14 protein-coding genes are annotated in these 19,632 nt (G+C 37.9%); 11 read left to right on the forward strand and 3 right to left on the reverse strand.

Features of this window, described 5'->3' with window-relative positions:
- The first annotated feature begins 6 nt into the window (after positions 1–6).
- The 6 genes from BLS02_RS03805 to BLS02_RS03830 all read left to right on the forward strand — a co-directional run bounded on the left by BLS02_RS03805 (position 7) and on the right by BLS02_RS03830 (position 10,887).
- Positions 7–1,395, forward strand: a complete 1,389-nt coding sequence (locus BLS02_RS03805; protein WP_092491627.1) for a glycoside hydrolase family 1 protein — start codon at positions 7–9, stop codon at positions 1,393–1,395.
- Between the two features lie 21 nt (positions 1,396–1,416).
- Entirely contained in the window at positions 1,417–2,739 is a 1,323-nt protein-coding gene (locus BLS02_RS03810; protein WP_092491628.1) for a 6-phospho-beta-glucosidase, read from the forward strand.
- Between the two features lie 45 nt (positions 2,740–2,784).
- Positions 2,785–4,722, forward strand: a complete 1,938-nt coding sequence (locus tag BLS02_RS03815) for a BglG family transcription antiterminator (protein WP_092491629.1) — start codon at positions 2,785–2,787, stop codon at positions 4,720–4,722.
- A gap of 277 nt (positions 4,723–4,999) precedes the next feature.
- The gene (locus BLS02_RS03820) at positions 5,000–6,184 is read left to right on the forward strand and encodes a site-2 protease family protein (RefSeq protein ID WP_139180762.1); all 1,185 of its coding nucleotides are present in this window, start codon (positions 5,000–5,002) and stop codon (positions 6,182–6,184) included.
- Positions 6,185–6,977: 793 nt separating this feature from the next.
- Complete coding sequence (locus BLS02_RS03825; protein ID WP_092491631.1) at positions 6,978–9,488, forward strand: NEW3 domain-containing protein; 2,511 nt, start codon at positions 6,978–6,980, stop codon at positions 9,486–9,488.
- A gap of 118 nt (positions 9,489–9,606) precedes the next feature.
- Positions 9,607–10,887: a family 4 glycosyl hydrolase gene (locus BLS02_RS03830; protein ID WP_092491632.1), complete on the forward strand. Its 1,281-nt coding sequence runs from the start codon at positions 9,607–9,609 to the stop codon at positions 10,885–10,887.
- A 113-nt stretch (positions 10,888–11,000) separates the two neighbouring features.
- On the opposite strand, the gene argH is transcribed toward BLS02_RS03830, so the two are convergent.
- Entirely contained in the window at positions 11,001–12,401 is a 1,401-nt protein-coding gene (argH, locus tag BLS02_RS03835; protein ID WP_092491633.1) for an argininosuccinate lyase, read from the reverse strand.
- Positions 12,402–12,672: 271 nt separating this feature from the next.
- Here argH and BLS02_RS03840 point away from each other — a divergent pair, with 271 nt between their 5' ends.
- From BLS02_RS03840 to BLS02_RS03855, 4 genes are read left to right on the forward strand one after another with little or no spacing between them, the layout of a single operon-like run.
- Positions 12,673–13,848 (forward strand): ROK family transcriptional regulator, encoded by a 1,176-nt coding sequence (locus BLS02_RS03840; RefSeq protein ID WP_092491634.1) that lies wholly within the window; start codon positions 12,673–12,675, stop codon positions 13,846–13,848.
- 48 nt (positions 13,849–13,896) lie between these two features.
- Positions 13,897–15,192: an extracellular solute-binding protein gene (locus BLS02_RS03845; RefSeq protein WP_245735994.1), complete on the forward strand. Its 1,296-nt coding sequence runs from the start codon at positions 13,897–13,899 to the stop codon at positions 15,190–15,192.
- Positions 15,193–15,252: 60 nt separating this feature from the next.
- Positions 15,253–16,236 carry a carbohydrate ABC transporter permease gene (locus BLS02_RS03850; RefSeq protein WP_092491635.1) on the forward strand — a complete coding sequence of 328 codons (984 nt, stop codon included), beginning with the start codon at positions 15,253–15,255 and terminating at the stop codon, positions 16,234–16,236.
- A 16-nt stretch (positions 16,237–16,252) separates the two neighbouring features.
- Positions 16,253–17,062, forward strand: coding sequence for a carbohydrate ABC transporter permease (locus BLS02_RS03855; protein WP_092491636.1), 810 nt, complete (start codon positions 16,253–16,255; stop codon positions 17,060–17,062).
- A 184-nt stretch (positions 17,063–17,246) separates the two neighbouring features.
- Here the strand turns inward: BLS02_RS03855 and BLS02_RS03860 are convergent, their stop codons facing one another.
- Positions 17,247–17,633, reverse strand: coding sequence for a hypothetical protein (locus tag BLS02_RS03860; RefSeq protein ID WP_092491637.1), 387 nt, complete (start codon positions 17,631–17,633; stop codon positions 17,247–17,249).
- A gap of 398 nt (positions 17,634–18,031) precedes the next feature.
- On the opposite strand from BLS02_RS03860, the gene BLS02_RS03870 reads away from it, so the two are divergent.
- Positions 18,032–18,535, forward strand: a complete 504-nt coding sequence (locus BLS02_RS03870) for a hypothetical protein (RefSeq protein WP_092491639.1) — start codon at positions 18,032–18,034, stop codon at positions 18,533–18,535.
- Between the two features lie 141 nt (positions 18,536–18,676).
- Here the strand turns inward: BLS02_RS03870 and BLS02_RS03875 are convergent, their stop codons facing one another.
- The gene (locus tag BLS02_RS03875) at positions 18,677–19,615 is read right to left on the reverse strand and encodes a threonine/serine dehydratase family protein (protein ID WP_092491640.1); all 939 of its coding nucleotides are present in this window, start codon (positions 19,613–19,615) and stop codon (positions 18,677–18,679) included.
- Positions 19,616–19,632: the final 17 nt, after the last annotated feature.

The raw sequence follows: 19,632 nt of genomic DNA on the forward strand, positions 1-19,632 counted from the left end.
TAATGCATGACAATTACCTATTCATTTCCAAAGGATTTCTGGTGGGGAAGTGCCACATCAGCCACCCAAATTGAAGGTGCTGCCAACGCGGGTGGCAAAGGCAAGAATATATGGGATCACTGGTATGAAACAGAGTCAAATCGTTTTTTTGAAAATGTCGGGCCAGAGACTACTTCTGATTTTTACCATCGTTATAAAGAAGATATCAGACGGATGAAGGAAATCGGGCATAACACATATAGATTCTCGATCTCCTGGTCAAGATTGATTCCTGGTGGTCGAGGGGAGATTAACCCGGAGGCTGTAACATTCTATAACAATGTCATTGACGAATTGCTCGCACATGATATTGAACCATTCATAAATCTATTCCATTTTGATATGCCATTTGAATTGCAGGAAGAAGGCGGATGGGAAAACAGAGAAGTTGTTGAAGCTTATGCCAGATTTGCGGATGAATGTTTCCGTCTGTTCGGCGATTGTGTGACGAAATGGTTTACTTTTAATGAGCCAATCGTTCCTGTTGAAGGTGGTTATTTATACGATTTTCACTATCCGAACATTGTTGATGCCAAACGTGCCTTTCAGGTTGCATATAATACAATGATTGCCCACGCAAAAGCTGTCGAGGCGTTCCGCAGACATCATATACCGGACGGCATCATCGGGATTATTCTTAATTTGACACCGTCCTATCCACGGAGTAATAATCCGGCTGATTTAAGGGCATCACAGATTGCGGATTTATTTTTCAATAGGAGTTTTCTGGATCCTGCTGTTCTGGGAGAATACCCGCAAGAACTCATTGATATTTTGAAGGAGCATGGGCACCTACCAACAGTGGAAAAAGGTGACAAGAAATTATTGAAAACAAATACAGCAGACATTCTAGGTGTGAACTATTATCAGCCACGTCGTGTAAAAGCAAAAGAGAACATGCCAAATCCATATGGACCGTTCATGCCTGACTGGTTTTTTGATATGTATGAAATGCCTGGACGTAAAATGAATAAATATCGCGGCTGGGAAATCTATGAAAAAGGCGTCTATGATATTATGATTAATTTAAAAGAGAACTACGGCAATATTCCATCCTTTATATCCGAAAATGGTATGGGCGTACAGAATGAAGAGCGATTTATTGAAAATGGCGAAATCCAGGATGACTACCGAATTGAATTCATTCGGGAACACTTGAAGTGGCTGCATCAAGCCATTGAAGAAGGGTGCAATGCGAAGGGTTATCATCTATGGTCGTTCATGGATAACTGGTCATGGATGAACGCGTATAAAAATCGTTATGGCTTTTTCTCAGTTAACCTGGAAACACAAGAACGTACTGCCAAGAAAAGTGCCTATTGGATTAAGGCTGTTTCAGATAATAATGGATTTTAAAACAGGAGGTGGCGTTAAGACATGCCTGGTATTAAAATAGTGACTATAGGTGGCGGCTCAAGTTATACACCGGAACTTGTTGAGGGATTTATTAATAGGTATAAAGAACTTCCTGTCCGGGAATTGTGGCTTGTTGATATTCCTGAAGGCAGCGAAAAACTAGCAATCATCGGTGCTCTAGCAAAAAGGATGGTTGAAAAAGCTGGTGTCCCGCTGGAAATTTACACGTCACTCGATCGTCGTGAAGCGTTGACGGGGGCGGATTTTGTTACCACCCAAATCCGGGTTGGCCAATTGGATGCACGTGCCAAAGATGAAGCAATACCTCTAAAGTATGGGGTCATCGGCCAGGAAACAAATGGTCCTGGTGGTTTGTTTAAGGGATTAAGGACAATTCCGGTCATTTTAGATATCTGCCGGGACATCGAAACATATTGTCCCAATGCATGGCTGATCAATTTTTCCAATCCAGCTGGTATGGTGACAGAAGCAGTCTTACGCTATAGCAATATCACAAAAACAGTCGGTTTATGCAATGTGCCTGTTGGAATGCGGATGGGTGTTGCGGAGATGCTTGGTGTTGACGCTGATAGAATACATATTGATTTTGCCGGCTTGAATCATATGGTTTATGGACTGAACATATACCTGGACGGTGAAACAATAACAGAGGATGTATTGGATAAATTAGTTAGTGGTAACGGCCTTACCATGAAAAACATTGTCGATCTTGGCTGGGATAAAGACTTCATTAGAGGGTTAGCTGCTTTACCATGCCCCTATCACCGTTATTATTACCAGACAAGCAAATTATTGGAAGAAGAACAAGAAGATTTCGCTGAAAAAGGGACACGAGCTCAGGTTGTAAAGCAGCTTGAAAAAGAACTATTTGATATTTATAAGAATCCCGACCTAACTGTGAAACCGAAGCAGCTGGAGGAACGGGGTGGTGCTTATTACAGCGATGCCGCCTGCAGTTTGATTAATTCTATTTATAATAATAAAGGTGATATACAGCCGGTGAACACTCAAAACAATGGAGCGATTGCTGGCATTCCAGACGATTCGGCAGTCGAAGTTAACTGTGTAATCACAAAAGATGGACCGAAACCAATTGCTGTTGGGGATCTCCCGGTTGCCACTAGAGGACTTGTTCAACAAATAAAGTCGTTTGAACAGATTAGTGCAGAAGCGGCTGTCACAGGAGATTACCAGAAAGCCATGCTAGCCATGACTATTAATCCGCTTGTTCCGTCTGACACCATCGCAAAGAATATACTTGATGAGATGATGGAAGCGCATCGGGATTATTTGCCGCAATTCGTTAATCAGGTTACCTCATAAGTTATTCTAGGTAAAACGTTTTGGAGGATAAGGAGAAGAAACGAGATGCTAAACGCCAGAATGAAACATATACTGCGGGAATTGATGGCTATGGATTCACCGATAACCGGGGATTATCTTGCAACTATTAATCAGGTTACAGCACGGACGACTAGAAACGATGTCAAAAACCTGAACGAGGTTATTTCTGAGCATGGTGCAAAAATTCATACCATTATGGGCAAAGGATACCAACTGGAAATGAACGATGACCATAAATTCCGGCATTTTCTTAAGAGTATTTTTAATGAGGAAGTATCGAATGACAGCCTTGTTCCCAGTCTGCCGGAAGAGCGTACGGCTTACCTGATTAAGCGTTTTTTACTGAGTGATTGTTATCTGAAATTGGATGATTTGGCAGATGAAATTTACGTTAGCAAATCCACCATCCAAAATGACCTGAAAAATGTTAAGACTGTATTGAGTGATTATGATATCCACCTGGAATCCCGTCCCAATCATGGTTTAATGGTAGTAGGTGATGAGCTGAAACTTCGGTTCTGCATGGCTGAGTATGTCTTTGACAGGAGTGAGGAAATAAGTGACAAGCTTCCAGATGAACTTTTTTCTTCTTTTCATAAAAAAGATATGGATGATGTGGTTAAAATTATTGTAGATGAGATCAAAGCTAATGACATTACATTATCGGATATCGCGATTAACAATCTTCTGATCCATATAGTCATTGCATATAAACGAATTAAGGATGGCCATCACGTTTCACTGTATCATACGGATTTTGAGGAAATTATCAAACAAAAGGAATTTAAAGTAGCCGAACGTATCGTAAAAAAAGTTGAAAATAAATTAGGCATGACATTCCCGGAAGAAGAAGTAGCCTATGTAGCAATTCATCTACTCGGTACGAAAATGGTGTCAGTTTCCGGGACAGGTGAAGACGACCAGGTTGATCATCTAATTGAAACGGATACGCACCATTTGGTTAACGCGATACTTGAAAAAATAGAAGATAAAATGAATTTGAAAATCTACCCTGATCAAGAATTGTTGATTGCGCTAGGCTTGCATTTAAAACCTGCCATTAATCGATACAAATATGGCATGAATATCCGGAATCCGATGCTGGAGGATATCAAGCGGAATTATCCAATGGCATATGAGGCTGGAATCATAGCCGGACTAGCGATCGAAGAACAAACTGGCTCGGAAATAAATGAAAATGAAATCGGGTATCTTGCCTTACATATAGGTGCTGCCATGGAAAGGCGAAGGATGGAGACAAAACCAAAGCGCTGCCTAATTGTCTGTGCATCCGGCTTGGGAAGTGCCCGACTGCTCTACTATCGGATCAAGTCAAAATTTGAAGGAAAGCTGGAAGTCATCGGAACTACTCAATATTACAAGCTGAACCAGTATGATTTAAGTGCGATTGATTTTATTATCAGTTCAGTTCCAATTCCGGAAGACATTTCATTACCGGTGATTGAAGTAAACGCTGTCCTCGGTAAACAGGATATTGAAAATATCGAATTGTTTGTCGTTGAAGACGAACAATCAATTTACGATTATTTTCATCCGGAACTAATGTTTTTAAAAAGGAATTTTAGTTCCAAAGATGACGTGTTACGTTTTATGTTTGAACATTTAAAGCATCAATCGATGGTCAACGAGGCATTTCTGGATGCTATTTATGAACGTGAAAAAGTTGCCTCAACGGCTTACGGCAATCTAGTCGCAGTCCCCCATCCGATATCACCACAATCGGACGAAACATTTTTGTCAGTATGTACACTAGAAAAACCAGTTATCTGGGGCGAGAAGCCAGTTCAATTTGTCTGCATACTTAGTGTCAGACGGAACAGCATGGAAGATCTCCAATCCATGTACGAACTTCTAGGAAAAATCATTGATAGCCCAACCACCGTACAAAAACTGATTAACACCCAAACATACGACCAATTCATCAAAGCACTATTGCAGTGAAGTGGGACAGGAGGGACAGGAACCTTGTCCCGGGCTTCATTAAAAATTGGGACGATGAACCTGATCCTCCGTCCCGGTTTCCAGTTGTGTAGAAAATTCAAAGAATGGAATAACAGTTGGATGCTTTAGGTGTTTTCACTCCCATCCCTCCATAGGATCAATCCACCCATTGATTTAGTTAATGAGTTAACTAAACTTTCAAGTATCAGACACTCAAAAATAAGTTTATGTTAAACTTGCTAATATAGATGAGAGCAACAATGGATAGAGGGGATTTATGATGGCAACAACTGCTAAACAAAATACAAATAAAAGTTACTGGGGATGGCTAGCCGTAATTGGAGTCTTCTTATTAACCAAAGCAAAATGGCTGCTAGTCTTATTGAAAGTTGGAAAATTTGCTACGTTAGCTTCAATGTTTGTATCACTATGGGCGTATGCGATATTTTTTGGATGGAAATTTGCAATCGCACTAGTTTACTTGATATTTATTCACGAGATGGGGCACCTTGTTGCAGCTAAGATGAAAAACATTCCAACAAGTCCCGCAGTTTTCATTCCATTTTTAGGGGCTGCGATAGGGATAGACCCGAAAAAGATAGACAATGCCAAAACAGAATTTTTTGTGGCATATGGTGGTCCTTTAGCTGGATTAATATCCATAATTCCAGCATTTGCTTTATACACGACGACAGGGGATCCTTATTGGGCTCTTGTCATTCAGCTTGGCGCACTTATTAATTTATTCAACCTATTTCCGGTATCCCCACTTGATGGTGGACGGATCGTGAGTGTATTGTCACCGAATATATGGTTAGTTGGGCTGTTAGTTTTAATTCCGATTCTTTTTATCTCACCAGATCCCATACTAATTTTAATATTTATTTTCGGTCTCGTAACATGGTGGAAACAATTCAAAAAGAATACAGACATGGAGATTATGAAGCATGAAGAGAATGTTTTGACCGAAATAAACAAGGAGTTTAGATTTTTAGCTGATCAGTCAAGCGATTTTGGCCATTCCGATATCACTGAAAATCAATTTACTACTTTATTTGTCAAAATAAAAGAACGAAAAGACCAAGTTAATCATTACCTGCAGAATAATACAGGCTTCACCTTTCCGATTTTACAGGAAAAGAAGCGTACAGAAATCAAAAAGAACAAGGCGGAGAAACACATTTTAAGAAGAATTTTAAATGAAATGAACATTAGAGAGGATACGCTGGAAGTAGATGAGGCTACTCATTTCGATTCACTAGTTGAAACTATTTACCACAAAAATGAATACCAACTTATGGAGATTAGAAAAGAGGTCAAGCGTGTTAAAGCATACTACCAAACCTCGGTCGGAACAAAAGTTAAGTCGCTCGCTCTCTATTTATCTTTAGCTATACTGCTTGCTGTAATCCTAGTTTTTGCAATGGGCATTTTAGATGCAAGTCAGATAGAGGGGATGTAGTGGAGTGTGGTATACAATCGCACGATATTTTGCGTAAGGTACCATAACAATGTTGATTTTCTGCTAGAGCAGAAAATACCTTTCTTTTAAGTACTATCGTTTCTCAAACTGAAAAAGTGGCACCTGGATTGAAAAAATTAAATTTTTCTATCCAGGTGCCACTTTATTTATATTAGATTCGTTTAGTATAGGCAGATATTGTTTTTGTATATCTTGCGCTGTTGGTGACCCGGAAAGTTCCACGGCATTTTATTTTGTGGCGGATATCAATTTCTTGTTCATTTTTAGCAACTGTTTTTCAGTCTTTTTTCAGTATATAATTGAAATTTTACACTCCTAAATTCAGTACTTATGACTCATGTGAAGTTTTCTTAGATTAATTATAAATAGTAATAATGAATTATATACTAGGGGACATAAATATGGTACTTTTAACAATAAATGACAAACTATTTAAAATAATTTGTTAATATTTATCCATTAACCTCCCTTACAAGAAGGATCGATTTTTCTTATACCCTAGGTGGGCCCGTAAACGATGGGGAATATATGCATAAGGGAAGATAAATGTAAGAATAAATTTATCTTCAACATATTTAGAATTCATAAATGAATGGGCTTTCAGTTGAAGTGCGTCTATTGTTGGTAAGTAAACTTTACTAACTTATAGTATAAACTACTTTTTATCAATTAAATTTAGGAGGTGATCGTATTTAAGATACTAACATGAAGATAAATAAGTATTTGGTAAGTAAACCTGTCACTGTATCAGAAACATGAAGGGAGAAATACCATGAAGAAAATTATTTATTTGTTTTTAATTCTATTTTTACTAATCCCACTAATGACACCTATGAAAACAGTGGGAAAAGAAAAAGTTGAACATGATGTTGAACTCTGGAATACATTGCAGCCTTTAGATACTACATTAAGTTTCATGAATACTGGGGCTCACCCGGATGATGAGCGCAGTCATCTTCTTGCATACCTTTCACGAGGACTTGGATTAAGAACTGCGAGTCTTATCGCTAACCGTGGGGAAGGAGGACAAAATGAAATAGGTAAGGAACTCGGTAATGGATTAGGGATAATCCGTTCAAATGAGCTTATTGAGGCTTCCGAGGTTACTGGCATTGATGTATTTCATTTAAGTCAAACAACTAGTGACCCTATTTATGACTTTGGTTTCTCTAAGAGTTCGGATGAAACGTTAGAAAAGTGGGGAAGCGACCAAACCTATGAACGTTTTATTCATAGAATAAGAACATATAAACCCGATATTCTCTTCACATCTTTTTTAGATGTAAACACTCAACATGGACACCACAGAGCAATTAATCAGCTTACAAGAAAGGCTTTCGAAGATGCGGCGGATCCAACCGTGTATCCCGAACAGCTTGAGGAAGAAGGGCTTTCTACTTGGCAAGCTAAAAAATTGTACCTTCCCGCAGACTCTAAAAACGCAACTACTTCAACAGAAATCGGTATGTATGATCCGATTTATGGGATGACTTACCCACAGCTTGGCGAAAAGTCGCGTTATCTTCACAAAAGCCAAGGAATGGGAAATGACATTCCAGCTGAACCAGAGAAAATTAACTTAAGACTTGCTAAGTCATTAAAGGATATTCCAGAACAAGAGGACCTTTTTGATGGACTAGCATATGATTTCTCTGAAATTGCAAGTCAATTAAATAACGAACTGTTAAGTGAAGAACTAAGCCATTTTCAAAAGACACTCGAGAAGGTTATAAAACAATATCCAAATCGTAATAAGGCAATGAAAAAGGCTCATATTGCTCTTAATGAAGCAAGAAAGTTAGAGTCGAAATTAAAAAATAGTAATCTGGAAGATAAGATTAAAGAAGATATTCTGTTTCGCCTTGATGTTAAACAGCAACAACTCTCTGATGTAAGTAAAGTGGCTGCTAACTTGAAAGTAGAGACAGTGGTTGAAGATACTACGCTTGTTCAAAATGGACAAACACAAGTTACCGTTACCCTAGCAAATAAAGGGAAGCATCCTCTAAAGGAGGTTGGCACAACGCTAAATCTACCAGAGGGTTGGACCTTGAATGAAGCAACAACTCTATCCAGTTTAAAAGCCGGTGAGGAGAAAACTATTGAATTTACTATCAATGTTCCCTCTGATGCTAATTACTTTAAGCCTTATGAAGAGCCTGTTATCCATTCAGAAGTATCCTATTCGGTAGGACCAACAGAAGTGAAGCATAGTTATGATGCAAATGCTACCGTAGCTGTATTGCCGGATGTCTCCGTGCAGGTCGATCCAAATAACTTAGTAGTAAATACTTTGGATGTCCCAGAACAAATCACCGTGGATGCTGAAGTACAGAATAATACGAATGGAGAGCTTGATGCGTCTGTCAGCTTAGATGTACCAAAAGGATGGGAAGTTGAGCCTGAAGCAGCACCTGTTACATTTGAAGAAGAGGGTGAATCCAAAACGATAACGTTTACCGTTTCGCCTGGATCTAGTGTTAACAAAGGTGAATTTTCTATTAACCCTATCGTAAACGCAAATGGAAAATCATTAAGCACAGACGTACAAAAGATTGATTACGATCATATCGATAAGTCCTACTATCTTTACCCTGCAAAAGTCGAAGGAGTCGCATTCGATTTAAACGTACCTGAAACATTGAAGGTAGGATATGTTGATAGTGGATTTGATAAAGTTACTGAAGGATTACAAGGTATTGGGATGGATGTTACGAAATTATCACAAGAAGACCTTCAATCCGCTGATCTGTCCCAATACGACACCATTGTTACTGGTGTTAGAGCATATCTTTCTCGTGAAGATTTAAGAAATAACAATGGACGATTGCTAGATTACGTTGAAGATGGAGGACATCTTGTAGTGCAATACAATAAGCCATGGGATAATTGGAATCCCGATGAAACAAGTCCATACAATCTTGTTATAGGCCAGCCTTCAATCGAGTGGCGTGTCACAAATGAAGATGCCGAAGTTGACGTTCTGAAACCAAATCATCCTTTGTTTAACTATCCAAACAGTATAACTGAAAATGACTGGTCCAATTGGGTTCAGGAGCGTGGTTTATATTACCCTATGCAATGGGATGATAGATTTGAAACGTTCGTAAGTATGGCTGACCCGAATGAGGAGCCATTTAACGGTGGTATCTTGATGGCTGATCATGGAGAGGGAACATACATGTATACAAACCTAGTTTGGTACCGACAAATTCAGAATAATGTACCTGGTGGGTATCGCATTTTTAGCAACCTAATCAGCTATCCATTATATGAAGAATAGAAGTACCTAGTATCAGCAATAGGAAAATTACAAAAAGAATCCCCTGAATCGCAATATCTTTTATTTATTGTGATTCGGGGGAATTTTTAGAGAGTAACCTAATTAAGGGGGGTCTTTTATGGTGAATAAAACGAAAATAGTTATTGTTGGTGCAGGTAGCGCCATTTTCGGACTAAGTATGTTGAAAGATGCTTTTTCTACAAAAGATTTATGGGGAAGTGAACTGGTATTAGTAGATATTGACAAAGTTGCCGTTGAAAGAATGGAATCAGTCGCAATTCGGTTTAATGATTACCTTGATGCTGGATACAAGATATCATCGACCACCGATAGACTTGATGCCTTACCAGGAGCGGATTTTGTAATTGTATCTATCGCTGTTGATCGGGTGAAAATGTGGAAGTGGGATTTTTCAATTCCACAAAAGCATGGAATTCCCCATGTATTGGGTGAAAATGTCGGACCGGGTGCAGTCTTTCATACCATGAGAAACCTTCCAATTATTCTTGATATTTGTAAGGATATAGAAACGTATTGTCCTGATGCACTACTAATTAATTTTACAAATTCTGAAAGTCGCTTATGCATGGCAATTAAAAAGTATACGAATGTTAAAGTGGTAGGTCTCTGTCATCAAATTAACGCAGGAATTGGTATTGTTTCAACATTAACTAATATTGATAGAGAATATATTGATGTGAAAGCTTGGGGTATAAACCATTTTACTTGGATGGTTGATATTAGAGATAAACGCAATGGAGAAGATTTGTATCCGCTCTTAATAGAAAAAGAGGCAATTTATACTACAGAATATGAAAAATTATCGAGGTTTATTTTCCACAATTATGGGCTTTTTCCAACGTCTGGTGACAGTCATTTAGGTGAATTCTTTCCTTATGCGCATGAAATGATTAGTAAAGCAGGCTATGATTTTAATAAATATGAAAAAAGGCGTCAAAATGTAGTTAAAACTTTAAACGACATTATTAATGATGAGGTAACTATTGACAGTGATTTAATTAAGCCCTCTGGAGAAAAAGCGTTTACTATAATAAACGGAATAACAAATAATACGAATGAAATGGTTGAATCTGTAAATATCCCAAACGAAGGCTATATAACTAATCTTCCAAATGATGCAATTGTTGAAGTGCCTTCTTTAATCAGTGGTAACGGGATAAATGGACTTGCACTTGGTAAGCTTCCGAGGGGGATTGCTGCTTTATGTGAAACACAAATTGATGTTCAGCATCTTGTAGTAGATGCAGGAGTTAACGGTGACAGAAATTTGGTTATGCAAGCCTTACTTACCGATCCAAATGTTCCAAGTGCAAATGCTGCAATGAAAATTTATGAGGAGTTAATGGAAATCAACAAACCTTATTTGAATCAATTCTAATGAAAAGTAATGGAGGAAAACTATGATTGGTCTAAATTAAGAAAGTTGCAGTTGTAATCCCCCCCGTATTAATAATAGTTTTAGGGGGACACAAACTTCTCAAGAATAAATTTTTACCTTTTCCTCCGTTGTATCATATCTAATACTACCTTAGAATTTGTTCCCCCTGTTACCTTTCTTCGTTCTACAAATTGTTTGGGGTCAATGATGGATTCCCAATCATTATTTTCTAATTGAACATTACCTAACCATTCATTCACTTTAGATAATGGTATTTGATAAAGTTCCTTCTTTTCTTCATTAGCACGTTTTGCTATAGTGCTTGCCTTTTTATGTGCTTTTCTAAAGGGCACACCGTAATCCCGGGCAAGTACATCGGCAAGTTCTGTGATCGTAATCATATTTTCCTTTGCTTGCTGATGAGCACGCTCTTTATTGAAATTTAATGTAAGAATAACAGCTCGCATTAATTTTATCACTCTATTAGCCTTTTGATATCCACCATACAGATGAGGCTGCAAATCATCTTCTGTGTCATTTATATCTCCGTATGGTGTATTATGAATCATATGAAGTACTGCCATCCCCTCTGCTGCAGCACTGCTAGCAATGGCGCGAGAATGTTCTACAGAAACAGGATTTCTTTTTTGTGGCATAATGCTGCTAACCTGAACATATGCATTTGATACTTGTAACAATCCAACCTCTTTTGATGACATTCGTAAAAACTCTTGAATCCATCTACCCATATTTGTCATAAGGCTTATTAATTCTTGTGCTGCTTCTATTAAATAATCCCCTGTACCAATTGCATCATAGGAATTTTCAATTAACCCATCAAACTCAAGCAAGTCGGCCATTCGCTCTCGATTTATAGGAAATCCCGTTGTAGTAATGGCAGCTGCGCCCATAGGAGATTGGTTTACTGTCTTATATGCCTGTTTTAATCTTTCAATGTCTCTTGATAAATTATCATATATTGCGACTAGATAGTGTCCGAATGTCGTTGGTTGTGCCGGTTGGGTATGAGTATGGGCAGGCATAATAGATTCTATGTGTTGTTCTGCTTGATAGAGAATTACTTGATTTAATTTCTCTGCATTATCTATAGTCTGCTCTAGATAGTTTCGTAACACTATACGGTACATTGCTTCACCCATATCATTTCTACTTTTTGCAATATGCATTTTACCCGCCAATTCATCACCAATGTGATTCCCAATTTTAGATTCTACAAGGAAAAATAAATCCTCAAACTCTTCAGTATACAATAAATCACTTCGATCCAAGCCTTCTACTAGATTTAATCCTTCAAAAACCTTATTACATTCATCCTTGGTAAGAATCCCTTGCTCTGTCAGCATAGTCGTATGCGCTTTGTTTATTTTAAACATCGCTTCAAATAAGTACTGTTTTTGGTCATTGAATATGGGTTTTAATAATTCCTCCACATACACTTCCCCTGGAAATTCAACACCATCGGTAGCTTCAAATTCATTCTTTAATTCTTTCATCCCAATTCGACCTCCAAAATATAAAAAAATTATAGTTAGTAAGCCTTACTTACTTATTTAAATATTATTATTAGTCTATACAAAAGCGCTTTCATTGTAAAGCATTGATTATTCAGAAAAATGGACAAGTTAGTAAAATTATCAAATGAAAGCGTTGACTTTTCTGAAATATTTTAGTATTGTGTGTTTAATTAATAAGTAAACTTTACTAACTTATTGGAAAGTGAATTGTTTTTGAAGGGAGGGAAAAACCATATATACCCGAGGCATCATGGTGAGTTCTAATAACATAAAAGACTTAAACAAAAGAATAATTATTCGTTATATTCAAAGAAATCCAGGAATTTCACGTTCAGACATTTCTAAGGCACTATCTATTAGTAAGCCAACTGTATCTAATGTTGTTGATAAATTGTTGGTAGAAGGGTGGGTCAGTGAAGAAGAAAGTATAAGAGGAAGCTCCTCTGGTGGAAGAAAACCATTCAAAATTTACTTTAACCAGGAGGCATACTATCTTGTTGGCGTAGATATTGGGGGCACCTCTGTGAAAATGGCTGTCATGAACCTTGGAGGGACAGTTATAAATCAACTATCTTTTGAAACACAACCATTTGTAGGTAGTCAACTTACCCCAGTAATTGCTGATATGATTAAAAAACTAATTAAAGATAGTAACCTTGAAAATGATCAAATATTCGGTGCAGGCATTGGAGTACCTGGAATAACTGATGTGAATAAAGGTGTTGTGGTTGATGCTCCTAGTGTTGGTTGGAAAAACGTCCCTTTGAAATCGCAAATGGAGTATCTTCTGCCATTCCCAGTTTATCTCGACAATGACGTAAATGTTGCTGCTCTAGGTGAATTATGGAAAGGAATGGGTACGGAAAATAATAATTTTCTTGTCATAACATTAGGAACCGGTATTGGTTGCGGCGTGATTATCAATGGTCAACTTTATCGCGGATCCTCTTATTCGGCAGGTGAGATAGGGTATATGGTTACTGATAAAGATACAGCAGAGAAAAAATATGAACATACTTTTACAGGTTATGGATTTTTAGATAACCATGTTGGGGGCCCTTCTATTTCACGGAGAATGCTTAGTAATTTAGTGGGCAAAAATGGTGTAAATGAAGTTTGGTCAGCAAAAAAAGTATTCCAAATGGCCATGGACAAAGATGAAATTGCCTTGGAGGTGATTAATGAAACCCTGTCGCATCTTGCCTTTGCCTTAGTAAATGTGATTTCCATTATAAACCCTGAACGGATTGTATTGGGGGGCGGAATCTCAAAATCTATGAATCAATTTTTACCATATTTATCTGCAACAATTGAAAAGCATATACCTATACAAACAGAGCTTGAAATAACATCTGTTAAGGATGTTTCATTGTTAGGGGCAGGTTATTTGTTGTTAAAAGAACACGAGTCTATTTTGAAAGATTGATTACTTAATGAATCTTGGTTTTATAAATTATGAGTAGGGGGTTTTTAAATGATTAAGAAATGGCAATTGATATTGCTGGGAATAATGGTGTTGTTTATATTGTCTGCATGCTCGGATGAAGACGGGGAAAACGCAGCAGAAGGGTCTGATGGTGATATTACATTAGAATACTGGCAGTATGCTTTCGATTCAAAGGTTAACTTAATGAATGAGTTAATTAAGGAGTTTGAGGAAGAAAATCCGGGAATTACTATTGAGCAAACAACTTTTCCTTATGATCAGTATAATGAACAGGTAGCTGCCCAAGTGCCAGCAGGAAATGGGCCAGATGTAATTAATTTATTTTATGGATGGGTTCCGTCTTATGTAGATTCTGGTTATTTACAGCCGCTGCCTCAAGATACTTTTTCACATGAGGAAATTGAAAATGAATTTTTCCCATTAGTGGAAGCTACAAAACTGGATGGTGAATACTGGACAATACCAACAGCAGTTCGAACACTAGCATTATTCTATAATAAAGATCTTTTTGAAGAAGCTGGTCTTGATCCAAATGCTCCACCCGAAACATGGGATGAACTACAGGATTATGCTGTTAAATTAACGAAAGCAGAAGACAACGGGCGAATTGAGCAGTCTGGATTAGCTTGGGAACCTTCACAACAGGGGCATCATTGGCTAAGAGATGGCTTGACGTATCAAGCTGGCGGTAAAGTTTTAGGTGACGATCGAAAAGAAGTAGTTTGGGGGGAAGGATCTGCAGGGCTTGAAGCATTTAAATATTGGTTAAGTTTCCCTGGAGAACTTGGAACCTCAGAGCAAGGTTTTTATACCGATGATGTGACGGCTTTTATGTCAGAAAAAGCTGCTATGAACATAGATGGGTCGTTTCGGATAGGAACATTGCAGAGTGATGCTCCCGATTTGAATTATGCAGTTGCGCCACTTCCTGCAAAGGATGAAAAATCCACTAATGCTTCTTTCTGGACTAATGGTATTACTTCAGACGTGGAGGGCGAAAAATTGGAAGCTGCCTCTAAATTTATAAAGTTCTTAACAAGTGAGGGTGTAATGGAAAAGTGGTTGGACGCTACAGGAGAACTTCCTGCTAAAGAAGCAGTTGCAATGCAGGATAAATATGTAAATCACGAAATATACGGTCCATTTATTGAATCATTACCTTTTGCAAATGCTCATTTCTTTATAGATGAAACTAAGGAACGTGATATTGTAATCGATGCCGCTAATAAAGTTTTATTGGAAGAAGCAGATCCAGAGGAAGCATTCAATGAAATGGTTGATTCTACACAGGAACTTTATGATGAGTATTGGAGTGATAAATAGAAGGTTTTGATGGGGGAAGGGTATTTCCCTTCTCCTTTCTTCACAATAAGGGGGTACATAATGGAACAATTAAAATCTTCTCAAGACTATGATAGAGAATATGATAAAAAAAAGGAAAAAGTTAAACAAAAAGCACCTTTCTTTTATAAACTCAGAAAGACCCATAAATATCAAAAGTATTTCTTTATATTTATCAGTCTAATGCTCCCATTAATCTTCTATTTAGGCATACGAGTTATGCCAACCTTATTTACATTTAATATGGGTTTTAGGGAGTGGAACCTCCTTGCAACTGGGGAGCGCCCCTTTGTAGGCCTTGATAATTTTGTAGCGCTGTTTCAGGATGAAGTTTTCCTTAAATCCCTTTTAAATACTTTTATTTATATTGTAATAGGCGTTGCAGGTCAATTGCTATTCGGTATAACCGTTGCGCTATTACTGCACAAAATCAATCGGTTTAAGGGCTTATTTAGAGTCATTTACTTTATTCCATATGTGACCAGTATTGTTGCCATAAGTTGGGTTTTTCAATGGCTTTTTATGGGTAACGGTTTTATTAATGATGTATTGATAAATATAGGTTTACCGCCACAACCTTTTTTAGGTTCTCCAGATCAAGCACTTTATGTTATAGCAGCAGCTATGATTTGGCAATCAATCGGATTCCAAATGGTTTTATTTTTAGCTGGATTGGGAAACATTCCACAAATGTTATATGAAGCAGCTGATATTGATGGAGCTAGCCCATGGCAAAAATTTTGGAATGTTACTGTTCCGCTACTTAACCCAACTATCGTATTTTCAGCCATTATTGGAATGATTACGTTTATCCAGGTTTCCTTCACCCAGGTAATTAATATGAGTTCAGATGGTAGCGGTGGACCGCTAGATTCTACAATTTCAGTTGTTGTTTATATCTATCAACAGGCGTTCCAACAATATGATATGGGAATGGCTTCTGCAGCAACTGTAATATTGTTCCTATTTATTTTGGGCTTGACTATTTTCCAAATGAAAGTACTAACCAAGAAATTTGATTATTAATATAGGAGGTGTGAGGATGAAACCAGGAAAGTTATTACCTTATATAGCCCTAATAATAGGCGCAGTTGTTATGCTTTTTCCATTTATCTGGATGTTATCTACTTCTTTAAAAGCACCAATGGATATATTTAATCTGAATATTATTCCAGAAAGTGCAACCTTAGCAAATTATATTGAGGTTTTACAAGAAAGTATGTTTATCAGGTGGTTTTTAAATAGTGTTATTATCGCAGTTATTACGACAGTGAGTGTAATATTCTTCGATACACTTGTTGGCTATATCATAGCAAAATTTACTTTTTTTGGAAGGAAATTTTTATTTATAGTGATACTTAGTACTTTGATGGTACCAGTAGAAATGCTAATTATTCCATGGTACATGATGAGTTCGGAACTAGGCTGGACCAATACTTATTGGGGGATACTGTTTCCGGGTCTAATGACTGGTTTCGGAGTATTTTTGATGAAACAATTTATGGAACAGATTCCAGAAGATCTATTGAACGCTGCACGAATTGACGGCATGAATGAGTTTTCAATTTTCTTTAAGATAGCTGTTCCGCAAGTGTGGCCAGCAATATCTGCTTTAGGTATTTTTTCTTTTCTTAGTAACTGGAACGCGTTTCTGTGGCCATTGATTGTAACAGAATCCTCAAGTCTTCGAACCTTGCCTGTAGGGTTATCGTACTTTTCATCTGGGGAGGCTGAATCCCAATGGCATTTGATAATGACTGGAGCTACTATTTCTGTTATTCCATTAATTCTGGTTTTTATCCTACTGCAGCGTCATATAATTAAAGGTATTGTTTTAACTGGTATGAAGTAATGAAGAGAAACATGCTATCAAAATAGGGTGCATCTCCTAGGTAAACATTTTTGGGAGATGCATTTTTTAATTAGTCGTCCACATGGGAACGTTGGGATGGTAGGGGCGTTTTATTTGTCCCAGACCCAAGCTTTCAAAAACTCCGCATGAAAAATACGATCCACGTTTTCAGTCAACAGCTCCCCTAATTACCAAAATCAGTCCAATCATAATTATTCTCCCTCTGTTTTTGTTCATGTTCTTCTTTTTTACTTTTAACATTTTTTACTTTTGTAAATGTCATAATATAGCCGCAATCCTCACAAGCATATTTATAAACATCAGAATGGCGATCAATAAAGGATTTCTTTTCTTCTGGTACCAGCATCAGATTAATTTCTGCCCTCGTATCTGTTTGATAGTCTATATCAGTATCTACGTCAACATCGATATCAACTGGATACTCAAAACTGTTAGTCATGGTTCTAACATTGTTATAAGCTGTTGAATAAATATCGACGTTAACATCAATATCATAGTATCCTTTACGGAAGTGTTCTCCACCACACACTAAGCATTTGATTTCACTCACACCAATTCCCCCTCATCTAAATGTATATTTTTTGATAAGGATTGTTATGATAGCATGGTGTTTTTTGGGCTGCTTTCTCTTGGGTCAGCGGTCCATTTTCTGCTAAAGCAGAAAATAACTTTCTTTTAAGTACTATCGTTTCTCAAACTGAAAAAGTGGCATCTGGATAAAAATATTTATCCGATGCCACTTTTATAACGTGAGGATCGATTATAGTTAAAATAGATACTATTTCTTGTTTCATATCTAATTGGATGGTACGCAGTGGGGCGAGGAACCTGACTCTCCGTCCAGTAAAACCAAAGTGTATCCCTAAGTATAATATCAATAGCTAGCCTCATCCAATATAATTAAAAGGTGGTAGTAAGTTAATTATAATTTGGGAGGATTTGTTGATAATGAAAAATAAAGTTGTACTGTTTATTCTTGGTTTATCTATCGTCACCTTGTTATTGAGTGGCTGCGGAGACGATGATATTACCATTCCAGTTGGAGATAATGGAGATAGTGTGTCTGTTGGCGGAGATGAAGGTAGTGAAGTGAAATTAGAGTCAGAGGATGGGGAGAGTGTTTCAGTGAGTTCATCTCAGGAACTACCAGAGGAATTTCCCGATGAGATTCCTTTTCCTGGTGAATATAAAATCATCAGCTCTGTACAAGTAAATGAAGGGGATACTAATGGACTAACTGTTTCATATTTAACTGAGTCGATGACTGTAGATGAAATTATGGAAATGTATAAGGTCTTCATGAATGATAATGGATATGAACTAATTAGTGAAATGAATATGGATGGTATAAATAGTTTGAGTTTCCACAATGACAAATTATCAATAAACTCGAGTGCCGTGCCCGAAGACTCCGGAATTATGGTAAACGTAAGTGCATCCTTCTTGAAATAACAGGGACAAAGAGGGACAGGAACCTTGTCCCAGTTTTGACTGGTGTGCGCACTCATACAAAAGTAAGTATTGCTCCTGAAGGGACAACAGGGGACAGGTCCATCGTCCCGGTACCACAGCAGCGGGACAAGGGACCTGACCCTATGTCCCAAGCTTACGCACATCCAGATTACCGCCGGAAACAACACATGCTATGTTTTTTTCTTGTACACCCAACTTCTCAAACATCGCCGCAGCTATTGCGACAGCACTGGATGGTTCAATGACCTGTTTCATTCGTTCGAGAATAAAAAATAGGGCCTGCTGGATCTCTGTTTCACTGACTAATACCAGGTCGTCTAAATACTTTTGCACAATCGGAAATGTCAGATCACCAGGCTGACTCGTTCGCAGCCCGTCGGCAATTGTACTTGTTCCAGGAATTGATGTGATTATTCCATTTTCCAACGAAAGGTGTGTATCGTTAGCTATTTCCGGTTCGACTCCAATAACTTTCACATGTGGTTTCGTTTCCTTAATTGCTGTTAATATTCCGGAAATAAGACCACCACCACCGATGGGAACAACTACCACATCAACATCATCTAACTGCTTCAATATCTCCATTCCTACTGTACCTTGTCCTGCCATGATATATGGGTCGTCATATGGGGGAATAAACACGCCATTCTTTTTAGCTGCTAATTCCTTTGCGCGAGGCAATCTTTCTGCTGAAGTTGTCCCACATTCCTCGATTTCACCATTATAGTCTCGGATGGCATTCAATTTACTGGCCGTTGCATCCTCAGGCACAACAATTGTGGCTGGAACTCCAAGGATGTCGGAAATATAAGCAACTGCTTGCCCGTGATTTCCAGAGGAAGCTGCTGTTACGTATGTCGCCCCATCTTGAACGGCTTGTTTAACCTTATGCGTAGCACCTCTGATTTTAAAGGAACCTGTTTTCTGCAAATGTTCACTTTTTAAAAACATGTTATTCCTGCAAATTGAAGAAAGCGCTGTGGAAGTAAGGATTGGTGTTTCATTGATCGTATCTGAAATCTGTACAGCAGCTTGATGAATGTTTTTTAGTGTGATCAATTGATACAACTCCTTTA

It is taken from the genome of Virgibacillus salinus, from assembly GCF_900102415.1.
Lineage (GTDB): Bacteria > Bacillota > Bacilli > Bacillales > Amphibacillaceae > Lentibacillus > Lentibacillus subterraneus.